10 protein-coding genes are annotated in these 15,612 nt (G+C 70.4%); 9 read left to right on the top strand and 1 reads right to left on the bottom strand.

Annotation, left to right across the window (positions count from 1 at the left end; translation table 11 throughout):
• Genes rnpA through ACFPZN_RS04885 form a run of 4 tightly spaced genes read left to right on the top strand, consistent with a single transcriptional unit; the run spans nt 1 to nt 2,232 of the window.
• Nucleotides 1–369: a ribonuclease P protein component gene (rnpA, locus tag ACFPZN_RS04870; RefSeq protein ID WP_378280536.1), complete on the top strand. Its 369-nt coding sequence runs from the start codon at nt 1–3 to the stop codon at nt 367–369.
• Nucleotides 366–731: a membrane protein insertion efficiency factor YidD gene (gene yidD, locus ACFPZN_RS04875; RefSeq protein ID WP_378280538.1), complete on the top strand. Its 366-nt coding sequence runs from the start codon at nt 366–368 to the stop codon at nt 729–731. The genes rnpA and yidD overlap by 4 nt, the downstream gene beginning before the upstream one ends.
• Nucleotides 724–1,710, top strand: coding sequence for a membrane protein insertase YidC (gene yidC / locus ACFPZN_RS04880; RefSeq protein ID WP_378280540.1), 987 nt, complete (start codon nt 724–726; stop codon nt 1,708–1,710). The genes yidD and yidC overlap by 8 nt, the downstream gene beginning before the upstream one ends.
• A 36-nt stretch (nt 1,711–1,746) precedes the next feature.
• Nucleotides 1,747–2,232, top strand: coding sequence for a Jag family protein (locus ACFPZN_RS04885; protein ID WP_378280542.1), 486 nt, complete (start codon nt 1,747–1,749; stop codon nt 2,230–2,232).
• A 2,427-nt stretch (nt 2,233–4,659) separates the two neighbouring features.
• On the opposite strand, the gene ACFPZN_RS04890 is transcribed toward ACFPZN_RS04885, so the two are convergent.
• The gene (locus ACFPZN_RS04890; protein ID WP_378280544.1) at nt 4,660–5,142 is read right to left on the bottom strand and encodes a DUF6458 family protein; all 483 of its coding nucleotides are present in this window, start codon (nt 5,140–5,142) and stop codon (nt 4,660–4,662) included.
• A 176-nt stretch (nt 5,143–5,318) separates the two neighbouring features.
• On the opposite strand from ACFPZN_RS04890, the gene rsmG reads away from it, so the two are divergent.
• From rsmG to ACFPZN_RS04915, 5 genes are all read left to right on the top strand, one after another.
• Nucleotides 5,319–5,972, top strand: a complete 654-nt coding sequence (rsmG, locus tag ACFPZN_RS04895; RefSeq protein WP_378280546.1) for a 16S rRNA (guanine(527)-N(7))-methyltransferase RsmG — start codon at nt 5,319–5,321, stop codon at nt 5,970–5,972.
• A gap of 275 nt (nt 5,973–6,247) precedes the next feature.
• On the top strand, nt 6,248–7,117 hold the full coding sequence (locus ACFPZN_RS04900) for a ParA family protein (protein ID WP_378280686.1): 870 nt from the start codon (nt 6,248–6,250) through the stop codon (nt 7,115–7,117).
• The gene (locus ACFPZN_RS04905; RefSeq protein ID WP_378280547.1) at nt 7,114–8,109 is read left to right on the top strand and encodes a ParB/RepB/Spo0J family partition protein; all 996 of its coding nucleotides are present in this window, start codon (nt 7,114–7,116) and stop codon (nt 8,107–8,109) included. Before ACFPZN_RS04900 ends, ACFPZN_RS04905 begins: the two co-directional genes overlap by 4 nt.
• 4,860 nt (nt 8,110–12,969) lie before the next feature.
• A complete protein-coding gene (gene istA / locus ACFPZN_RS04910) occupies nt 12,970–14,526 on the top strand; it encodes an IS21 family transposase (RefSeq protein WP_378280549.1) in 1,557 nt (518 codons plus the stop codon).
• A 93-nt stretch (nt 14,527–14,619) separates the two neighbouring features.
• The gene (locus ACFPZN_RS04915) at nt 14,620–15,411 is read left to right on the top strand and encodes an ATP-binding protein (protein ID WP_464043916.1); all 792 of its coding nucleotides are present in this window, start codon (nt 14,620–14,622) and stop codon (nt 15,409–15,411) included.
• The last annotated feature ends 201 nt before the right edge of the window (nt 15,412–15,612 follow it).

A 15,612-nucleotide genomic window follows, 5' to 3' on the forward strand; every position in this document is an offset into this window, starting at 1 on the left:
ATGCTGCCGTCCCGTCACCGGATGCGGCGGCGGGAGGAGTTCACCCAGGCCGTCCGGCGCGGTCGCCGCGCAGGACGGCCCACCGTCGTCGTGCACCTGCTTCGCCGGGACGACATTCCCGGCGAAGCGGCGACGCCGCTCGTCGGCTTCATCGTGGCCCGCACGGTCGGCAATGCCGTCGTGCGTAATCGCGTCCAGCGGCGCCTCAGGCACCTGGTCCGCCCGCACCTGCACCGCCTCCCGGGGGGTAGCCTGCTCGTAGTGCGCGCCAATCCCGCCTCGGGGACGGCGCGCAACGACGAACTGGCCGCGGATCTGGAGTCGGCGCTCGACCGGCTGCTGCGGCCCACCTCCAAGGGGCGGAGATGACGAGCCAGCCAGGGGGAGGTCCCCCCGCCGCCGAGTCCGAGCCCGCAGCAGGGCGCATCGGTCCGGCTGCGCGTGTGCTGATCCTGTTCGTCCGCGCCTACCGCCGCTTCTTGAGTCCCCTGCTCGGCCAGCAGTGCCGCTTCCAGCCCACCTGCAGCGCGTACGGCCTGGAGGCGCTCCAGGTCCACGGCGCGCTGCGCGGCAGCTGGCTGACCGTTCGCCGGATCGGCCGGTGCCACCCGTTCCATCGTGGCGGCTTCGACCCCGTACCGCCGGCGAAGGGCGCTGCCCCCTCCACCACCTCCGGCCGCGCGGAGAGCGGCCCCGCCCTAGCAGAGCCCAAGGAGCTGCCCGGTGCTTGATTGGCTGTATTCGATCGTCGCTCAGTTGATCGTGTGGATTCACACGGGACTGAGTGCCGTCTTCCCCAAGGACAGCGGATGGGCCTGGGGCGGTTCGATCATCCTGCTCACGGTGCTGCTGCGGCTGCTGATGGTGCCGCTGTTCGTCAAGCAGATCCACGCGTCCCGGAAGATGCAGGAGCTGAACCCCAAGGTTCAGGCGTTGCGCAAGAAGTACAAGAACGACAAGCAGCGCATGAACCAGGAGGTCATGAAGCTCTACCAGGAGAACGGCGCCAACCCGCTGTCGGGCTGCCTGCCGATCCTGGTGCAGATGCCGGTGTTCATCGGGCTCTTCCAGGTTCTCAAGCGGATCTCCGACGCCAACCCTGGCCAGGGCGTTTTCGCGGTCACCCCCGACCTGGTGCAGAGCGCCCAGAAGGCCAACATCTTCGGCGCGCACATTCCTGACACGTTCCTGACCGCCTGGGGGTCCGACCCTCGCAACTGGAGCGCGGTCACCGTCACCGCGATCGCCGTCGTGATCAGCTCCATCACCACGTTCTTCACGGTTCGGTCCAGCATGAAGCGGCAGCCGGTCACCGACGAGAACAACCCGATGATGCAGGCGCAGAAGATGATGGTCTTCCTGGCGCCGCTGTTCGGCCTGTTCGGCCTCGGCTTCCCGCTGGGCGTCCTCATGTACTGGGTGACGTCCAACAGCTGGACCCTCGTCCAGCAGCACTACATCTACTCCAAGTACCCGCCGCTGGGCGCCAACGGCGAGAACGGCGCGGACGGCAAGCCCGCCGCCGGTGGCAAGGCGGGCGCGGGCAAGGGGGCGGGCGGTGCCAAGGCCGCGGCGGGCTCCTCCGGCATCAAGGGCAAGCTGAAGAAGGAGCCGGAGCCGGTTCCCGAGCCGGAGCCCAAGCCGAAGGTCGTGCGCAACCAGCCGACGCGCAAGCCGCGCAGCAAGCGCAGCGGCAGCCCGAAGCGCTAGTTTTGACCCCTGCCCTTGTCGAAGAAGGAGATCCCGTTGAGCCAGACCGACACCACCGAGGTCGACGTCCAGGCGCTCGAGCAGGAAGGCGAGATCGCCGCCGACTACATCGAGGGCCTGCTGGACATCGGTGACTACGACGGCGACATCGACATGGACGTCGAGGGCGAGCGCGCGGTGGTCGCCGTCGTCGGCGCTTCCCTGGACGAGCTGGTCGGCAAGCGCGGCGAGGTGCTGGAGGCGCTCCAGGAGCTGACCCGCCTGGCCGTGCACCGCCAGACCGGCAACCGCACCCGGCTGATGCTCGACATCGGCGGGTACCGGGAGCGTCGCCGCGCCGAGCTCACCAAGCTGGGCCAGGACATCTCGGCCGAGGTCAAGCAGAGCAACGAGGCCAAGCCGCTGGCGCCGATGACCCCGTTCGAGCGCAAGATCGTGCACGACGCGGTGGCGGCCGCCGGGCTCCGCAGCGAGTCCGAGGGCGAGGAGCCCGACCGCTACGTGGTCGTCCACCCGTCCTGACCGCCGGCCGCCGAACGCGCTTGGCGCAGGCGCGCCGCCGCGCCACCGGCGGCGGGATCGTTCCCGACAGGCAGACGAGAGGCCCCGCACCCACCCGGGAGCGGGGCCTCCGCCGTTCCCCCAAGCCGACACGGTCTACACGCCCGGCGCGGCCAAAGCTGATTGCGCCACGCGTCCAACGCGGCCAGGGCGCCCGGCGTGGTCAACGCGGTCAGCGTCACCGGCAAGCCCAGCCTGGCCCTGGCGGCCGACGCTACTTGCGCCACCCCGCGTCCAGCTTGGTTGGGGGGCCGGCATGCTGGACGTGGCCGAAGCTCTTTGCGCGTCGAGGCGCCCGGCAATGGTCGACGCGGCCAGCGTGGCCCAGGCGGCCGACACGGCCGAGGCCACTTGCGCCACCCCGTGCCTGCGCGGCCAGGACGCCCCGGCATGGTCAACGCGGCCGAGGCGACGTGGAGGGCTGACGGGTCCTGGGCGGCCAGCATGACCGACTGCCCGGCACCGCCTGGGCAGCCGACGCCGCTGAGGCAAGTTTGCGCCACCTCGCATCCAACTCGGCCGGGGCGTCCGGCGCGGTGGACGTGGCCGAGGCGACTTGCAGGCTGGCGTGGTCTGCGTGGGCGATGCTGCCGACGTGCCCCAGGCGCCCAGCGTGACATGGGTGCCAGACGCACGAGGCCAATTGCGCCACCTGCGCGGTAAGCGTGCCTTGGGCGGCGGACGTCGCCGACGCTGCCAGCATGGTCGACGCGCCTAAGGCAACCTGGGCGGGCAGCGTGACCGGCCCGCCCGGCGTGGCCCGGACAGGCCGATGCGGCCTGCACCACCAGCGTGGTGGGCATGGTCACGCGGTCGATGCGGGCTGCCCTGGGCGCGGTCGACGATGTCGAGACAGCCCAGACGTTCCGCCGCAGCGTCCCTTGCGCTGGGATGGCCCGCGGCCGGGCGAGCGGCGATGGTCAGGCGCGCGAGCCAGCGGTATCCGGCGTGCACGCCGTGCCGGGTGGCCAGCGTGAGCGGCAGGCTGATGCGGTTTGCTCGGGTCGGCGTGATTGACGTGGCCGATGCGGTCTTGCGCTCCCGGACGGGGTTGACGAAGTCGAGACAGCCCGGCCGGTCCGCCGTGTTCCCCCGGTGCTGGGATGGCCCGCAGCCGGACGAGTGGCGATGGCCAGGCGCGGCCGGAGCGCGCGCCGTGCCCGACGGCCCGACGGCCCAGCGGCACGTGCAGGCCGATGCGGCCTGCGCTACCAGCGTGGTCGACGTGGCTGATGCGGCTTACGCCCCAAGCGTGGTCGAGGGAGTCGAGGCGACTCAGACGTTTCGCCGCATCCCCTCGTTGCTAGGACGGTCCGCGGCCGGATGAGTGGCGATGCCCAAGCGCGCCCGGCATGGCCTGGGTGGTCGGTGTCACCCGTAGTCGACGTGCTTGAGGCTGCCTGCACTGTTGGCGTGGTCGACACAGTCGGGGTGGCCCGGACTCCGACTCAATTTGGTTTGCCCGGCGTGGCCCATGTGTCGAGCATGACTGGCGTGGCCCGGGTAGGCGATGCGGCTTGCGCCTCTCAGCGTGGCTGACGGAGTTGAGGCGGCTCGGATGTTCTGCTGCCGCGTCCCCTTGCGCTGGGACGGCCCGCGGCCCGGCGAGTGGCGATGGATAGGCGCGCCCGCCGTGCCCGGTGTGGCCTAGGTGGTCGGCGTCACCCGCACGGCCAGCATGGTCGATGTGCCTGCGCAGTCGGCGTGGTCGACGCAGTCGAGGGGGCCTGACGCCGATGCTTGGGGTGCCCGGCGTAGCCCTTGCGACGCCTGCGCAACCTGCGCGGCCAGCATGGTCAAGGCGGCAGGGGGCCGTCGCGGATCGTGGCGAGATGGGTCGGGCCCGGCGGGAGGCGAGAAGAGTGGCTTGGCCAAGACGCTGGTGAAGCGCAGGGTGTCGGCGTTGGCCTGCCAGGCGGTGGTGGGTTACCCGACGGGGAGGTCGAAGCGTGGCCTGGGCGGCATCATGTCCAGGCGAGGTAACGCGGCCTGCGCCGCCAGCGGCGGTAAGCGTGGGGCCGAGGCGATCCGGGCAGGTGCGGCCCAGGCTTGTCGACGGAGTCGAGGCGGTCCGGGGGCTGAGGCGGCTCGGGCGGCCAGCATGGCCGATTGGTCGACGGAGTCGAAGTGGCTCAGGCGGCCGTGTGGCCACGCTGACCTGGGCGGCCAGCGTGGCCTGAGCGACCTGGGCGGTCGTGCCTTGCGGAGCCGGTCCCGGCGGGGCGTGCCGGCCCGAGATCGATTCAGTCGGTGTCAGCGGGTACTGGGCATCGCCGATGGCGCTGCTCCAGGTGCCCTCGCTTCCCGACTGAATCGTGTCCCGATATAGCTGCCTTTGTGGTCAGAGGGCCGGGCGGCGTCCGCGAGGCGCGTAGGGCTCGGCGGCGGTCAGCGCCTGAACGGGGAGCGGCGCCGGCTCTGGGAGGCGTGGGTCAGGTTCTCCCGCGCCGGATCCTGGCTGATCGCCGGGTCCTGGGCATGCGCCGGGTCCTGGGCGGCGTGGCCGGTGGGCGGGTCGCCCTTGATGGGTTGCGAGTGACCGGTCTGGCCGCTCGGTGGTACCGGTCGTTCGATCACACGTTCGACCCGCTCCACCGGGCCGTCCGCGGGACGTTCGATGATCCGTTCCTCTTGGACGACCGTCTCGGGCGCGGGCCGTTCGGCCTCCACGTAGCCGGGGTCCGTCCCCGCCATCAGGTTCGCGCGCCTGCGCGGTCTGGTGTATTTGAGGGTGAACCACATGCTGATGAGACCGACCGCTATCAGGATGAAGCCGACCAAGTGGATGTTGACTCCGCTGAGGTCGACGTTGAGGGCGAACGCCAGGATGGCGCCGATGGCGATGAAGGCGAGACTGACTCCGATCCCCATGGTTTCGGAGCCTCCTTCCGTCTGGGGGACAGGACGGGCGGCACTGTCGATCCCTGTACCCGATGGTGGAGGAGTATTCATGGACACCCCCGAGTGGCCCGATCCGTAAGGCTCCTGTGGCGTCCGGGCAGTGTGGGTTGTGCGCCGTCCCTCGCATGTGTGGAACGATTCGTACGGTGGGGATCGAGAGCGAGGTTTTCGGTGATGCGCTGCCGGTCGCGGAGCGCTATGCGGCGTTCCTCGCCGAGGCCGGGGTGGAGCGCGGCCTGATCGGTCCGCGCGAGGTCGACCGCCTCTGGGAACGTCACCTGATCAACTGCGCGGTGGTGGCGGAGGCGATAGAACCCAAGGCGTCGGTCGTCGACATCGGCTCCGGTGCGGGCTTGCCCGGCATCGTGCTGGCGATCGTCCGACCCGACCTCTCGGTGACGCTGCTGGAACCGCTGCTGCGCCGGACCACCTTCCTCAACGAGTGCGTGGACCTGCTCGAACTGCCGAACGTGGAGGTACGACGGGCGCGGGCCGAGGAGGTCGCCAAGGAGTTCTCCATGGACGTCGCGACCGCCCGTGCTGTCGCCCCGCTGGAACGCCTGGCAAAGTGGGCCCTGCCGTTGCTGCGGCCCGGCGGGGAGTTGCTGGCGCTCAAAGGGGAGCGCGCCGCGGTCGAGCTCGAGGAGGCCCAGCCCGTCCTCAAGCGCTTCGGTGTCCGTACGGCCGAACTGCTGCAAGTCGGGCGCGGTAAGGTCGACCCGCCGACAACGCTTGTCCGTGTGGTCGCCGAACGAATGCCCCGACACGCCAAAGGGTCGAGGAAGAAGAGGTCTTCATGAGCACGGGACCAGGATTGGGCTCCTCGCACAGGCCCCCCGGGCCTGACCGCTCCAGCGAATCCCCCGACGAACCACCGCCCGGCCCTGGCCTGCCCGCCGGCGGCGAGGCGGCGGCGCAGACCGGCAAGGAGGGGGAGGCACCCCCCTCCGGGCACGCAATGTGGGGAAGCACGACGTCCGGCACCGCGGAGACCGTCGGTTACGTACCGACCAACGGCGGCACCGTCCAGCCGCCGGGCCCCCGCAACGGACCATCTCAGGGGGAGTCAGAACTGGTGCGTGAGGCGCTCAAGGACGCGAAAGTTTCACGTGAAACCGCCGTAAGGGTCCGACCCGAGCGGCGTGAGAAGGAATGGCCCAGGCCGGCCGACTGCCGGATCGTCACCATCGCCAACCAGAAGGGCGGTGTCGGCAAGACGACCACGTCGGTCAACCTGGCCGCCTCGCTGGCGATGCACGGCGCCCAGGTGCTGGTGGTCGACCTCGACCCGCAGGGCAACGCCTCGACGGCGCTGGGCGTGGAGCACCACGCGGACGTCCCCTCCATCTACGAGGTCCTCATCGAGGACCTGCCGATGGCCGAGATCGTCGTCCCGGCCCCCGAGATTCCCAACCTCCACTGCGCCCCCGCCAACCTCAACCTGGCCGGCGCGGAGATCGAACTGGTGTCGAAGGTCGCCCGCGAGTCCCGGCTCCGCCGCGCGCTGGACGCCTACGACACCGAGGCGTTCGACTACGTCCTCATCGACTGCCCGCCCTCGCTCGGCCTGCTGACCGTCAACGCCCTGGTCGGCGGGGACGAGCTGCTCATCCCGATTCAGTGCGAGTACTACGCGCTGGAAGGGCTCGGCCAGCTGATCCGTACCGTGGACCTGGTGAAGGCCCACCTCAACCCGGGAATGACCGTCTCCACGATCCTGCTCACGATGTACGACGCCCGTACCCGGCTGGCCGCGCAGGTCGCCGAGGACGTCCGGAACCACTTCGGCGACGTCGTCCTCAACACCGTGATCCCTCGCAGCGTCCGGGTCTCCGAGGCCCCCAGCTACGGACAGTCGGTCATGACGTACGATCCGGGGTCCAGCGGTGCGCTCGCCTACAGTGAGGCCGCGTCGGAGATGGCACACCGGGGAGCGCCCGAGTGAGCCAGCAGCGACGCGGGCTGGGCAAGGGCCTCGGCGCGCTCATCCCGACGGCACCGCCCGCCCCTCCCGCTTCCGACCCGGGCGATGCCCCGGACCCTCGGAACGGGACCGCCGGCACGTCCGCCGTCCAGGGCGGACCGGCCGGCCAGGAGATGCAGCCCGTCGCCGGGGCGCATTTCGCCGAGATCCCGCTCGACTCCATCGAGCCGAACCCGCGCCAGCCGCGTGACCACTTCGACCAGGACGCCCTGGACGAGCTGGCCGAGTCGATCGGCATCGTGGGCCTTCTCCAGCCGATCGTGGTCCGCCGGGTCTCCGGCCGGAAGCACCAGTACGAGCTCGTCATGGGCGAGCGCCGGCTGCGCGCGGCCGGGATCGCCGGTCTCGAGATGATCCCCGCGATCGTCCGGGACACCGGCGACGAGGACATGCTGCGCGACGCGCTCATGGAGAACCTCCACCGGCAGCAGCTCAACCCGCTGGAGGAGGCCGCCGCGTACCAGCAGCTTCTGGAGGACTTCGGCGCCACCCACGAGCAGCTCGCCACCCGGATCGGCCGGTCCCGCCCGCACATCACCAACACACTGCGGCTGCTGAACCTCCCGCCCGGCGTCCAGCTCCGCCTCGCCGCCGGAGTGTTGTCGGCCGGCCACGCCCGCGCCCTGCTCGGCCTCGAAACCGTCGAGGCGCAGGAGGCGCTGGCCCTGCGGATCGTGCAGGAGGGCCTGTCGGTACGGAGCGTCGAAGAGATCATCAAGCTGCGCGAGGCGGAGGAGGGCCCGCGGGCGCCCCGGCAGGGCCGCCGCCGGAAGCCCGTCGAACCCGTGCTCGAGGAGCTGGCCGAACGCCTCTCCGACCGGTACGAGACGAAGGTCCGGGTCGATCTCGGCAGCAAGAAGGGCAAGATCGTCGTCGAGTTCGGCTCGATGGAGGACCTGGACCGCATCATCAAGGCGATGGCCCCCGACGAGAGCATCGCCGGCGAGGACTGAGTGAACGCCCCGGAAGCCACTGGCTCCCGGGGCGTTCAAACGCCGAGCATCCACCCCGGCATCTCGACGCCGAGGAACAGCACCAGGCCGTCCAGCCCGAGTAGGCCGAGGACGACGAACCAGTTCCCCACCGCCTGCCACTCCCCGTCGGGCCGTCCACTCCTCGCCGGAACGGTTGGACGACGAGGAACACCACCAGCGGCGGACCAGAGCACCGCAAGGAACCCGGTCGGCCCAATCAAGACGCCCGAGAGCACCGACTCGCCCAACCACAACGGCACGGTGTCGGCCGCCCGGGTGCCCGTGATCTGTCGGCGTACGAGCCGCTCCCCCTCGAGTCTGGCCACTCCCCGTCGGGCGACATCCCCTGCATGGACGCAACCTCACACAACCCCGGGCATCACACCGTCCGCAGCGCCCCAATCTCACCCGTAGCCCCCAAACCGTCCCCGCCATGCAACCCCACCCAACCATCCGCACCGTTTCTCCCAGCCGACGCCTCCACCGAGACCCGTCAGCAACACCATCCACGCTCCCGCGTAGGAACCCTCCCAGCGCTGAGCGGCACCAGCCTGAGGGCCCATTTCCACTCACCAGCCACTCCCCGCAGAAGCCACCTCGCCTCACAAGTGCAGAAGCTCAAGGAAGCTCCCAACCCCGGAGCCACGCTCGACAAAGAAGTGTGGCGACGGTTGCCTTGCCGCCGCGGGTGACGGTGCCGCAGATTGCGCGATAGTCCGCGCGTCCGCCGCTGGTTGCCGGCGCAGGACCCGCGCCGCCCGGAGCACGCCGCGCTTCCAGCGTCTCGGCCAGGTCGGTCGGCGGCATGGGGCGGCAACCTGCCAGGAGCCTCCCCAGCTCCCGAGTGCCCAGGTTTGAAGGCGTCGACCCCTCACTTGAGGGCCCACACGCCTGCAGGAGCCACGTCGTTCTCCGGCACCGAGCTCGCCCACGAGCCACGCTCGGCGTAGGGGGTTCCACCCGGTTCCGGATGCAGGGGAGGTCGCGGGCGAGGACGGTTGGTCGCCGCCCGCGCCGACGTGACCCGCGCCGGGGACCACGAGGCCCTCGCCCGGGTGGCGCAGCCTGATGACTCCGATCGCCACCCACTGGCCACACTCCGCGAGACCCACCTCGATCTCCGGGACCACGAGCCAGGCTCGACAAGGAGCCTGCCCCCGGCTCTCGCGCGCCCCTGGTTTGAAGGCGCCGTACCGGCCACCTGGGGGCTTCGGTCGGTATCGTCGCGGTTTGCCTCAGCCGGATCGGTGTCAGGCGGGCTCTGGCCCAGCGGCCTTGCCGGGGCGGCGCCCCGGGCTGGTCGGGCAGTGATGCCTCCGGGGTGTCAGCGGTATCGGCCCGGCTCGGCTGGTGGGCTGCTGCCGGACTGTGCTCGACGGTCACGTTCACCCGCAAGACCGGCCTCATCGTGGTGCGGTGCACGCAGGTCGCGGAAGTCACGCTGCGTCTGATCGACCCGAAGATTCTCAAGGACGTAGGGACGTGTCGGCTCCCGCCACGCCCTTCCGTCGCGTGGGCAGGCGAGCGATGACGTTGCCCGGGGCGGGGATATCGGCGTTGCTGGCGACCAGGCGCCGACGGCTTCGGACTCGCCCTTGCCTGCGACTGGATCACCGCCCTGGCCGAGGCCAAGTTCTCGTTGCCTGAGGTCCGCTTCGGCTTGATGGTTAGTCCAGCGAGGTCGACGCGAACGCCTCGTTGACCTCAAACACGTCGTTGTCGCCGATGCCCAGCCTCGCCCGCGACAGAAACTCCTGGTCGCCTTGATTGGAGCGGTCAGCATCAACACCGGATCGCCCGCGCACACCGCACTGGCCTGGCAGCTCACTGTGCCGTGACCCGCCATAACCCGTCCACAAGCCTCCCAAGATTGCTCCTCACCCCTCGGAGCGAGCGGAAGGTGGTCGACCTCACCGCCCTCGGGGATCACGCTCGGCATGAAGCCACCGATCAACTCTCGATGTTTCCCGTGAAACGCCCCCATCCGCCGTGGGCCGAACAACACCCTCTTTACCGTCCCCGCCAGCCTTCGGTCCTGGGCGTCCCCACCTGCAACGTCGAACTGATGCTGAGGGACGCCTCCTCCCAGAGGAGGCGCTGGCATCAGCGTCGCCGTCCAGTCCGTCGCACTGGCAGTAGGTTGCCGAAGTCGCCGCAGAAGCTGGGGCCAAAACACAACGATCTCGACAGGACTGGGGAAGCAGGTGCCGCAGGGCTGGCTAGCCCCGCGAGCTCGGCTCCGACAACCTGGTCCCCCTGGGCGTCCGGGGCGCTGCAAGCCGAAGTCCGAAGCGTTCAATACTGCGCCCGGTCCTTGCAGCTGCTGACTGAAGAGCAACTCGACATCGAGGTGTCGGCGGGTGGACGCCGGCCGACCGGGCAGCGACCGCGGAGTTGGACCGGCATGCCCCGATTGCCGTGGTCGTCCACCGCCGCCGGGAGTCGCAACGGCCGACCTCCAACTGCAGCGGCGCGTCAGGGTGCAGTGCCCCACATGAGCGTCGCCGCCGTCCCCTGGTGACACGTCCCCACGGTGGCACCCGCAGCCACAGGGCGTGCCGCGCGGCCCTCGCTACGCCGCCGAAGCCGCTCGCCGAGCCCTGGCCTACGGCTTCCAGGACCTCGGTCGGGGGTGAGTGGACGGCAGTGACGAGCTCCACGAATGCCAAGTCGACGCTCAGGCCATTGCCATGGGGCTCGCCAAAACGAGGTGCCGCCCGGAGGCGCCGCGCCCCGGCCGCTAGTAGGCCATCCCCATGGCCCTGTCGTCGGCGATTGTCCGTCCCAAAAGGAGCCATGAGGAACCGGCCGATGTTTCCCGTGAAACACCGTAGATGCCGCTCCACGATCCCCTCCGCGAGGATGCTCGGATACTGACCATGCCAGTGTGGCCGGGACGGCGATTTCAGCGGCACTCCCCCGTGGCAAGCTTCTTGCGAACGACTTGGCGAGCCCCGCGATGTCGGAGTCCACGTAAGGACTTCCTGTAGCGGTGATTGCTGGGGCTCCGGCAACATCGTCTACAGCGCACTGGGCGCCCTGCCCATGACTGCCGTCATCGTCCGCAGCGCCACCAACGTTTAGGCTGACGGCCGCGGAACTCTTCGCACGGCCGCCCGTTTCATGTGCCGCCCGCTCCTGCTGGGTGGAACCGCTGCCCGGCCCGGGGCAGGGTGACTCCCCGGCAGCGGCCCTCGAATGGTGGGGTGTGCTGGTTTCCAGCTCAACCGCTCTGGTCGGTATCGTCGCGGCTTGCCTCAGCCGAGTCGGCGCTAGGCGGCCCTGGCCAAGCGGCCTCGCATGGGCGGGCCGACGGCGCGCCCGGCCTGGGCGGGCACGGCTGCGGGCTGCTGGCGCCGTCCGCCCGGCTCGCTTACCGGATAGGCGTCGCCATGTAGCCACGCGGGTGAGAGCTTCATATCCGGAGTGGTCGGCTTATCCGACCGTCGCGCCTAGTCCAGATCGGGCGCGTACCGTTCGAACGCCAGGGGTGCGGATCGGACTGGGACAGATCGCGTTGGCAGGGATGCCGTACCAGCCGTTCTCCACGGCGGTGCTGCGCGTCAGTTGGAAGCCGCCTCCGGGCCGAGTGGGGGGCACCGCTACGGACGATCGCGGGCCCATATCCAGCCGCCGGCCTCCGTGCCTCCCGACGGACCGACGGGCCGGGGCAGCGCCGTTGACGCACGGCCGGATCGGCGAGCAAGCCGGGCTGGCCGCTGCCCGCGTGAGGGCGGCGTACCCCAGTGCCTCGCTGCGGCTGGCTCGTCGTGCCGCGGTGGGCGCGGAGCGCACAGTTGCCGGCATGGCCGTTCTCAAGGGGGCGCTGTTGGCCAAGGCGCGACGTTCAATAGAGCTTCCTTGCCCCCAGCTCTCGCTCGCCCACCCCGTCCGGCACCACGTTGCCGGGGTTGAAGTGGCCGTCGCCCAACGGATGAGCGTGCCCTGATGAGTGACTGGTGCCGTTGGGGACGTCAGCATGCTCGGGCAGAGCGGTGTCCGCTGTCCGGACGGTCACGCGTCTTGTTCGCCAGGCGGCGGATGCGTTAGAAGTGCCCATCCCCAGCGCGGAGGCGCGCGCCAGCAAGCGCGAAGTGCCGAACGCGTACCGGAGGAAGCCCGCCGATCGCGCCGACGGTGGGCTGGCGGCCCGGCGCGCTGGCCCGTCGCTGCGGCGCCTCCCCGCCCGGCCTGGACGGCGGCGTCGCGAGCGGTATGCGGCGTCGATGGCCCGACTGCCACCGTCACCTGATGCCTGGCGGCTTGGCGCCGGGGCGGGCATGTGGCCGCCGGCCCACGGCGCGCCCGGCACCCATCCGGCGGCCGGACTGGCGGGCCCCAACGCTGCCGGTTTCGCGCGAGCGCGTTAACCGGACGGTGGCGCGATGCTGGAGGCGAGCTTCACCGGCCAGACCGCGAAGGGATATCGCGCTCGCGCAGGCCCGGTTAGGGGCGAGCCGTCAGGCGAGCGCCGTAGGCCGGGTCTTTGAGGCATAGCCCAGTTGCCTTGGCTTGCCTAACGGGCCGTGTGGGACGGCGGCTTCGAGCCAGTCGGCTCACCATGGCGCTGTTGGTTCCCCCAGGATGTGTCCGAGGGCGACTCGAGGCAGCACCTTCACCTGGACGGGCGACTCCCTCTGTTAGCGGCCATCTGGATCTTGTGATCGGCGGCCAGTTCGGTTGAGGTGGATGGCCGTCCGGGTCGTGGTGTGCGGCCAGCAAAAGTCGAGGTAGGCGGCCAGGCAAGAGTTGATCTTGTCTGCCGTGTCGGTGATCTTCGTTCTCTCGCGTCCGGCTTGGCTGTGGAGCTGTGAAGCCGTCTGGAGCCGGGGGGAGTCGATGAAGTCCGACACCGAGATACTGGAGATCTTCGAGGCGTATGACCTGACGGGCAGTGCGTGGTCGGCGGCGCAGTTGGTCGGGTGCGCCGCCGAGACGGTGCAGCGGTATGTGGCGTTGCGGGCGGTGGGGCGGTTGCCCGAGCAGCGGGCGCCGCGGGCCCGGTCGATCGATCCGTTCCTGCCCAAGATCGAGGAGAAGGTCGAGAGGTCTCAGGGCAGGATCCGTGCCGATGTGGTGCACCGGGACCTGGTGGCGATGGGGTTCGCCGGGTCCGAGCGCAGCACCCGGCGGGCGGTCGCGGCGATCAAGCAGTCCTGGCGGGAGGGGAACCGGCGGGTCTACCGGCCCTGGATCCCCGAGCCGGGAATGTGGTTGCAGTGGGACTGGGGCGAGGGCCCCAGGATCGCCGGGCAGCGGACCCAGTTGTTCTGCGCCTGGCTGGCCTGGTCGAAGTTCCGGGTGGTGCTGCCGGCCTGGGACCAGACCCTGGGGTCGTTGACGGCCTGCCTGGACGCGGCGTTGCGGATAATCGGAGGGGCACCGACCTATCTGCTGACCGACAACCCGCGGACCGTGACCGTCGAGCACGTCGCCCGGGTGCCGGTCCGTCATCCGCAGATGGTCGAGCTGGGCAGGCATTACGGCTGCGTCGTGCACACCTGTGAGCCGTTCGACCCCGAGTCCAAGGGCGGGGTGGAGAACACCGTCAAGATCGCCAAGGCGGACCTGGTGCCCGCCCGCGCCAACCTGCGTGCTCGTTACGGCGGCTTCGCCGAGCTGGAGGAGGCCTGCGCGGCGTGGTGCGAGCAGGTCAACCTGCGCACCCACCGCACCACCCACCGCTCGCCTGCGGCGATGCTGGAAGAGGAACGCCCGCACCTGCATCCGGTCCCAGGGCAGCCCTATGCGCTGGCGCTGGGCGAGGAACGCCTGGTCGGCGACGACCGCACCGTCCGCTGGGGCGATGTGCGCTACTCGGTGCCGCCCGGGCACGAGGGCCGCAGGGTCTGGTGCCGGGTCCACGGCGACGAACTGGTCATCGTCGGCCCCCGCGACCCGGCTGGCCAGGGCGCCGGCCGGCCCGGCGGGGCACCACTGGCTGAACTGTGGAGACACAGGCTGTCCACGCCCGGACGCCCCAGGATCGTCGAGGCCCACTACCCCGACCATCCCGGCGGCAACGGGCCCCGCCGGCCCAGACCGCGCCCGCAGTCCAAGGCCGAGCGCGAGTTCTTGGCGATCGGTCCCGGCGCCGAGGCGTGGCTGGTGGAGGCCGCCGCCACCGGCGTCGCCCGCATCCGCGCCAAGATGGCCCGCGCGATCGAGCTGGCCTCACTGGTCGGCGACCAGCGCGTCGACAAGGCGCTGGGCATGGCCGCCATCCACGGCCGGTTCGGCGAGAGCGACCTGGCCTCGATCTGCGACCACCTGGCCCGCAGCGGCAACACCGCCGGCCCCGCCCAGATCGCCGACGAAACCCACTCGGCCCAGCCCGGCACCGGCTCCTGGGCCGCCGTCCGCGGCACTGGCGCGCCAGGACGGCACACGCCCTGACCAGCGCCCGGCGGCGGGGGCTCCGGCACGAGCCCACCGCCCGCCTGCCGCATCGACCGACTCTCGATCAGTCTGGAGACCAAGGATATGAGCGTGACCCTGCCCAAGCCAGCATCCGTCCCGGCCGAACTGCAGGAGCTGTTCACCCGGATGCGGTTCCCCTACGCCCGCAAAGCCGCACCCGAGGTGCTGGCCACCGCCCGCGCCCAACGCTGGGACCCCGCCGAAGTCGTCCGCGTCCTCCTGCTGGAAGAAGCCCTCGGCCGCGATGCGGCCACCCGCCGGGCCCGCCGCAAGAACGCCGGCCTGCCCAGCGGCAAGACCTTCGCCTCCTGGAAGAGCGAACTGTCCTCGATCCCGATCCCCACCCAGAACGCCCTGCAGACCCTGGAATGGGTCGGCCGCCGCGAGAACTGCGCGATCTCCGGCCCGTCGGGGACCGGCAAGACCCACTTCATGGAAGCGCTCTGCCACCTGGCCATCGACCACGACCTGACCGTGTCCTGGTTCACCCTGGAATCCCTGGCCGCCGCCATCACCGGCGCCAAGGCCGACAACTCCGTCGCCCGCACCATCACCAAGATCTGCCGCAGTGACATCATCGTGGTCGACGACATCGGCCTGCTCCCGGTCGACCAGGACACCTCCGAAGCCTTCTACCGCCTGGTCGACGCCGCCTACGAGCGCCGCAGCCTGGCCGTCACCAGCAACATCCACCCCTCCGGCTTCGACACCATCATGCCCAAGACCATGGCCACCGCCACCGTCGACCGCCTCATGCACCACGCCCACCTGGTCGAGACCTCAGGCGAGTCCCACCGCCTGGCCGAAGCCCTCGCCGGACGCGGAGTCGTCCCGCTGGCCACCACACCCGACCCCAACTGACCGCCCACCTCGAGAAGCGTTGGCCGCCAGCCTCAACCAGGCTGGCCGCCAACCTCGAAAAACTCGCGTCCGTCCACATCCCTCCCAAACTTTGGTGGTGAGAGGGTCCTATGCGTGGTTGAGTCATGGAGCTTCAGTGACGGAGCGCAGCCCGTCTCGCCGGCGGCCGCATTGACAGGGCTTCGGCAACGGATTGCTCAA

Source organism: Actinomadura rugatobispora (assembly GCF_042656285.1).
GTDB classification, from domain to species: domain Bacteria; phylum Actinomycetota; class Actinomycetes; order Streptosporangiales; family Streptosporangiaceae; genus Spirillospora; species Spirillospora rugatobispora.

Excerpts from the sequence above, each read along its gene's own strand:
- yidD (WP_378280538.1), top strand. The coding sequence starts at position 366 with ATGACGAGCCAGCCAGGGGGAGGTCCCCCCGCCGCCGAGTCCGAGCCC.
- rnpA (WP_378280536.1), top strand. The coding sequence starts at position 1 with ATGCTGCCGTCCCGTCACCGGATGCGGCGGCGGGAGGAGTTCACCCAG.
- ACFPZN_RS04890 (WP_378280544.1), bottom strand. The coding sequence starts at position 5,142 with ATGGGGATCGGAGTCAGTCTCGCCTTCATCGCCATCGGCGCCATCCTG.
- istA (WP_378280549.1), top strand. The coding sequence starts at position 12,970 with ATGAAGTCCGACACCGAGATACTGGAGATCTTCGAGGCGTATGACCTG.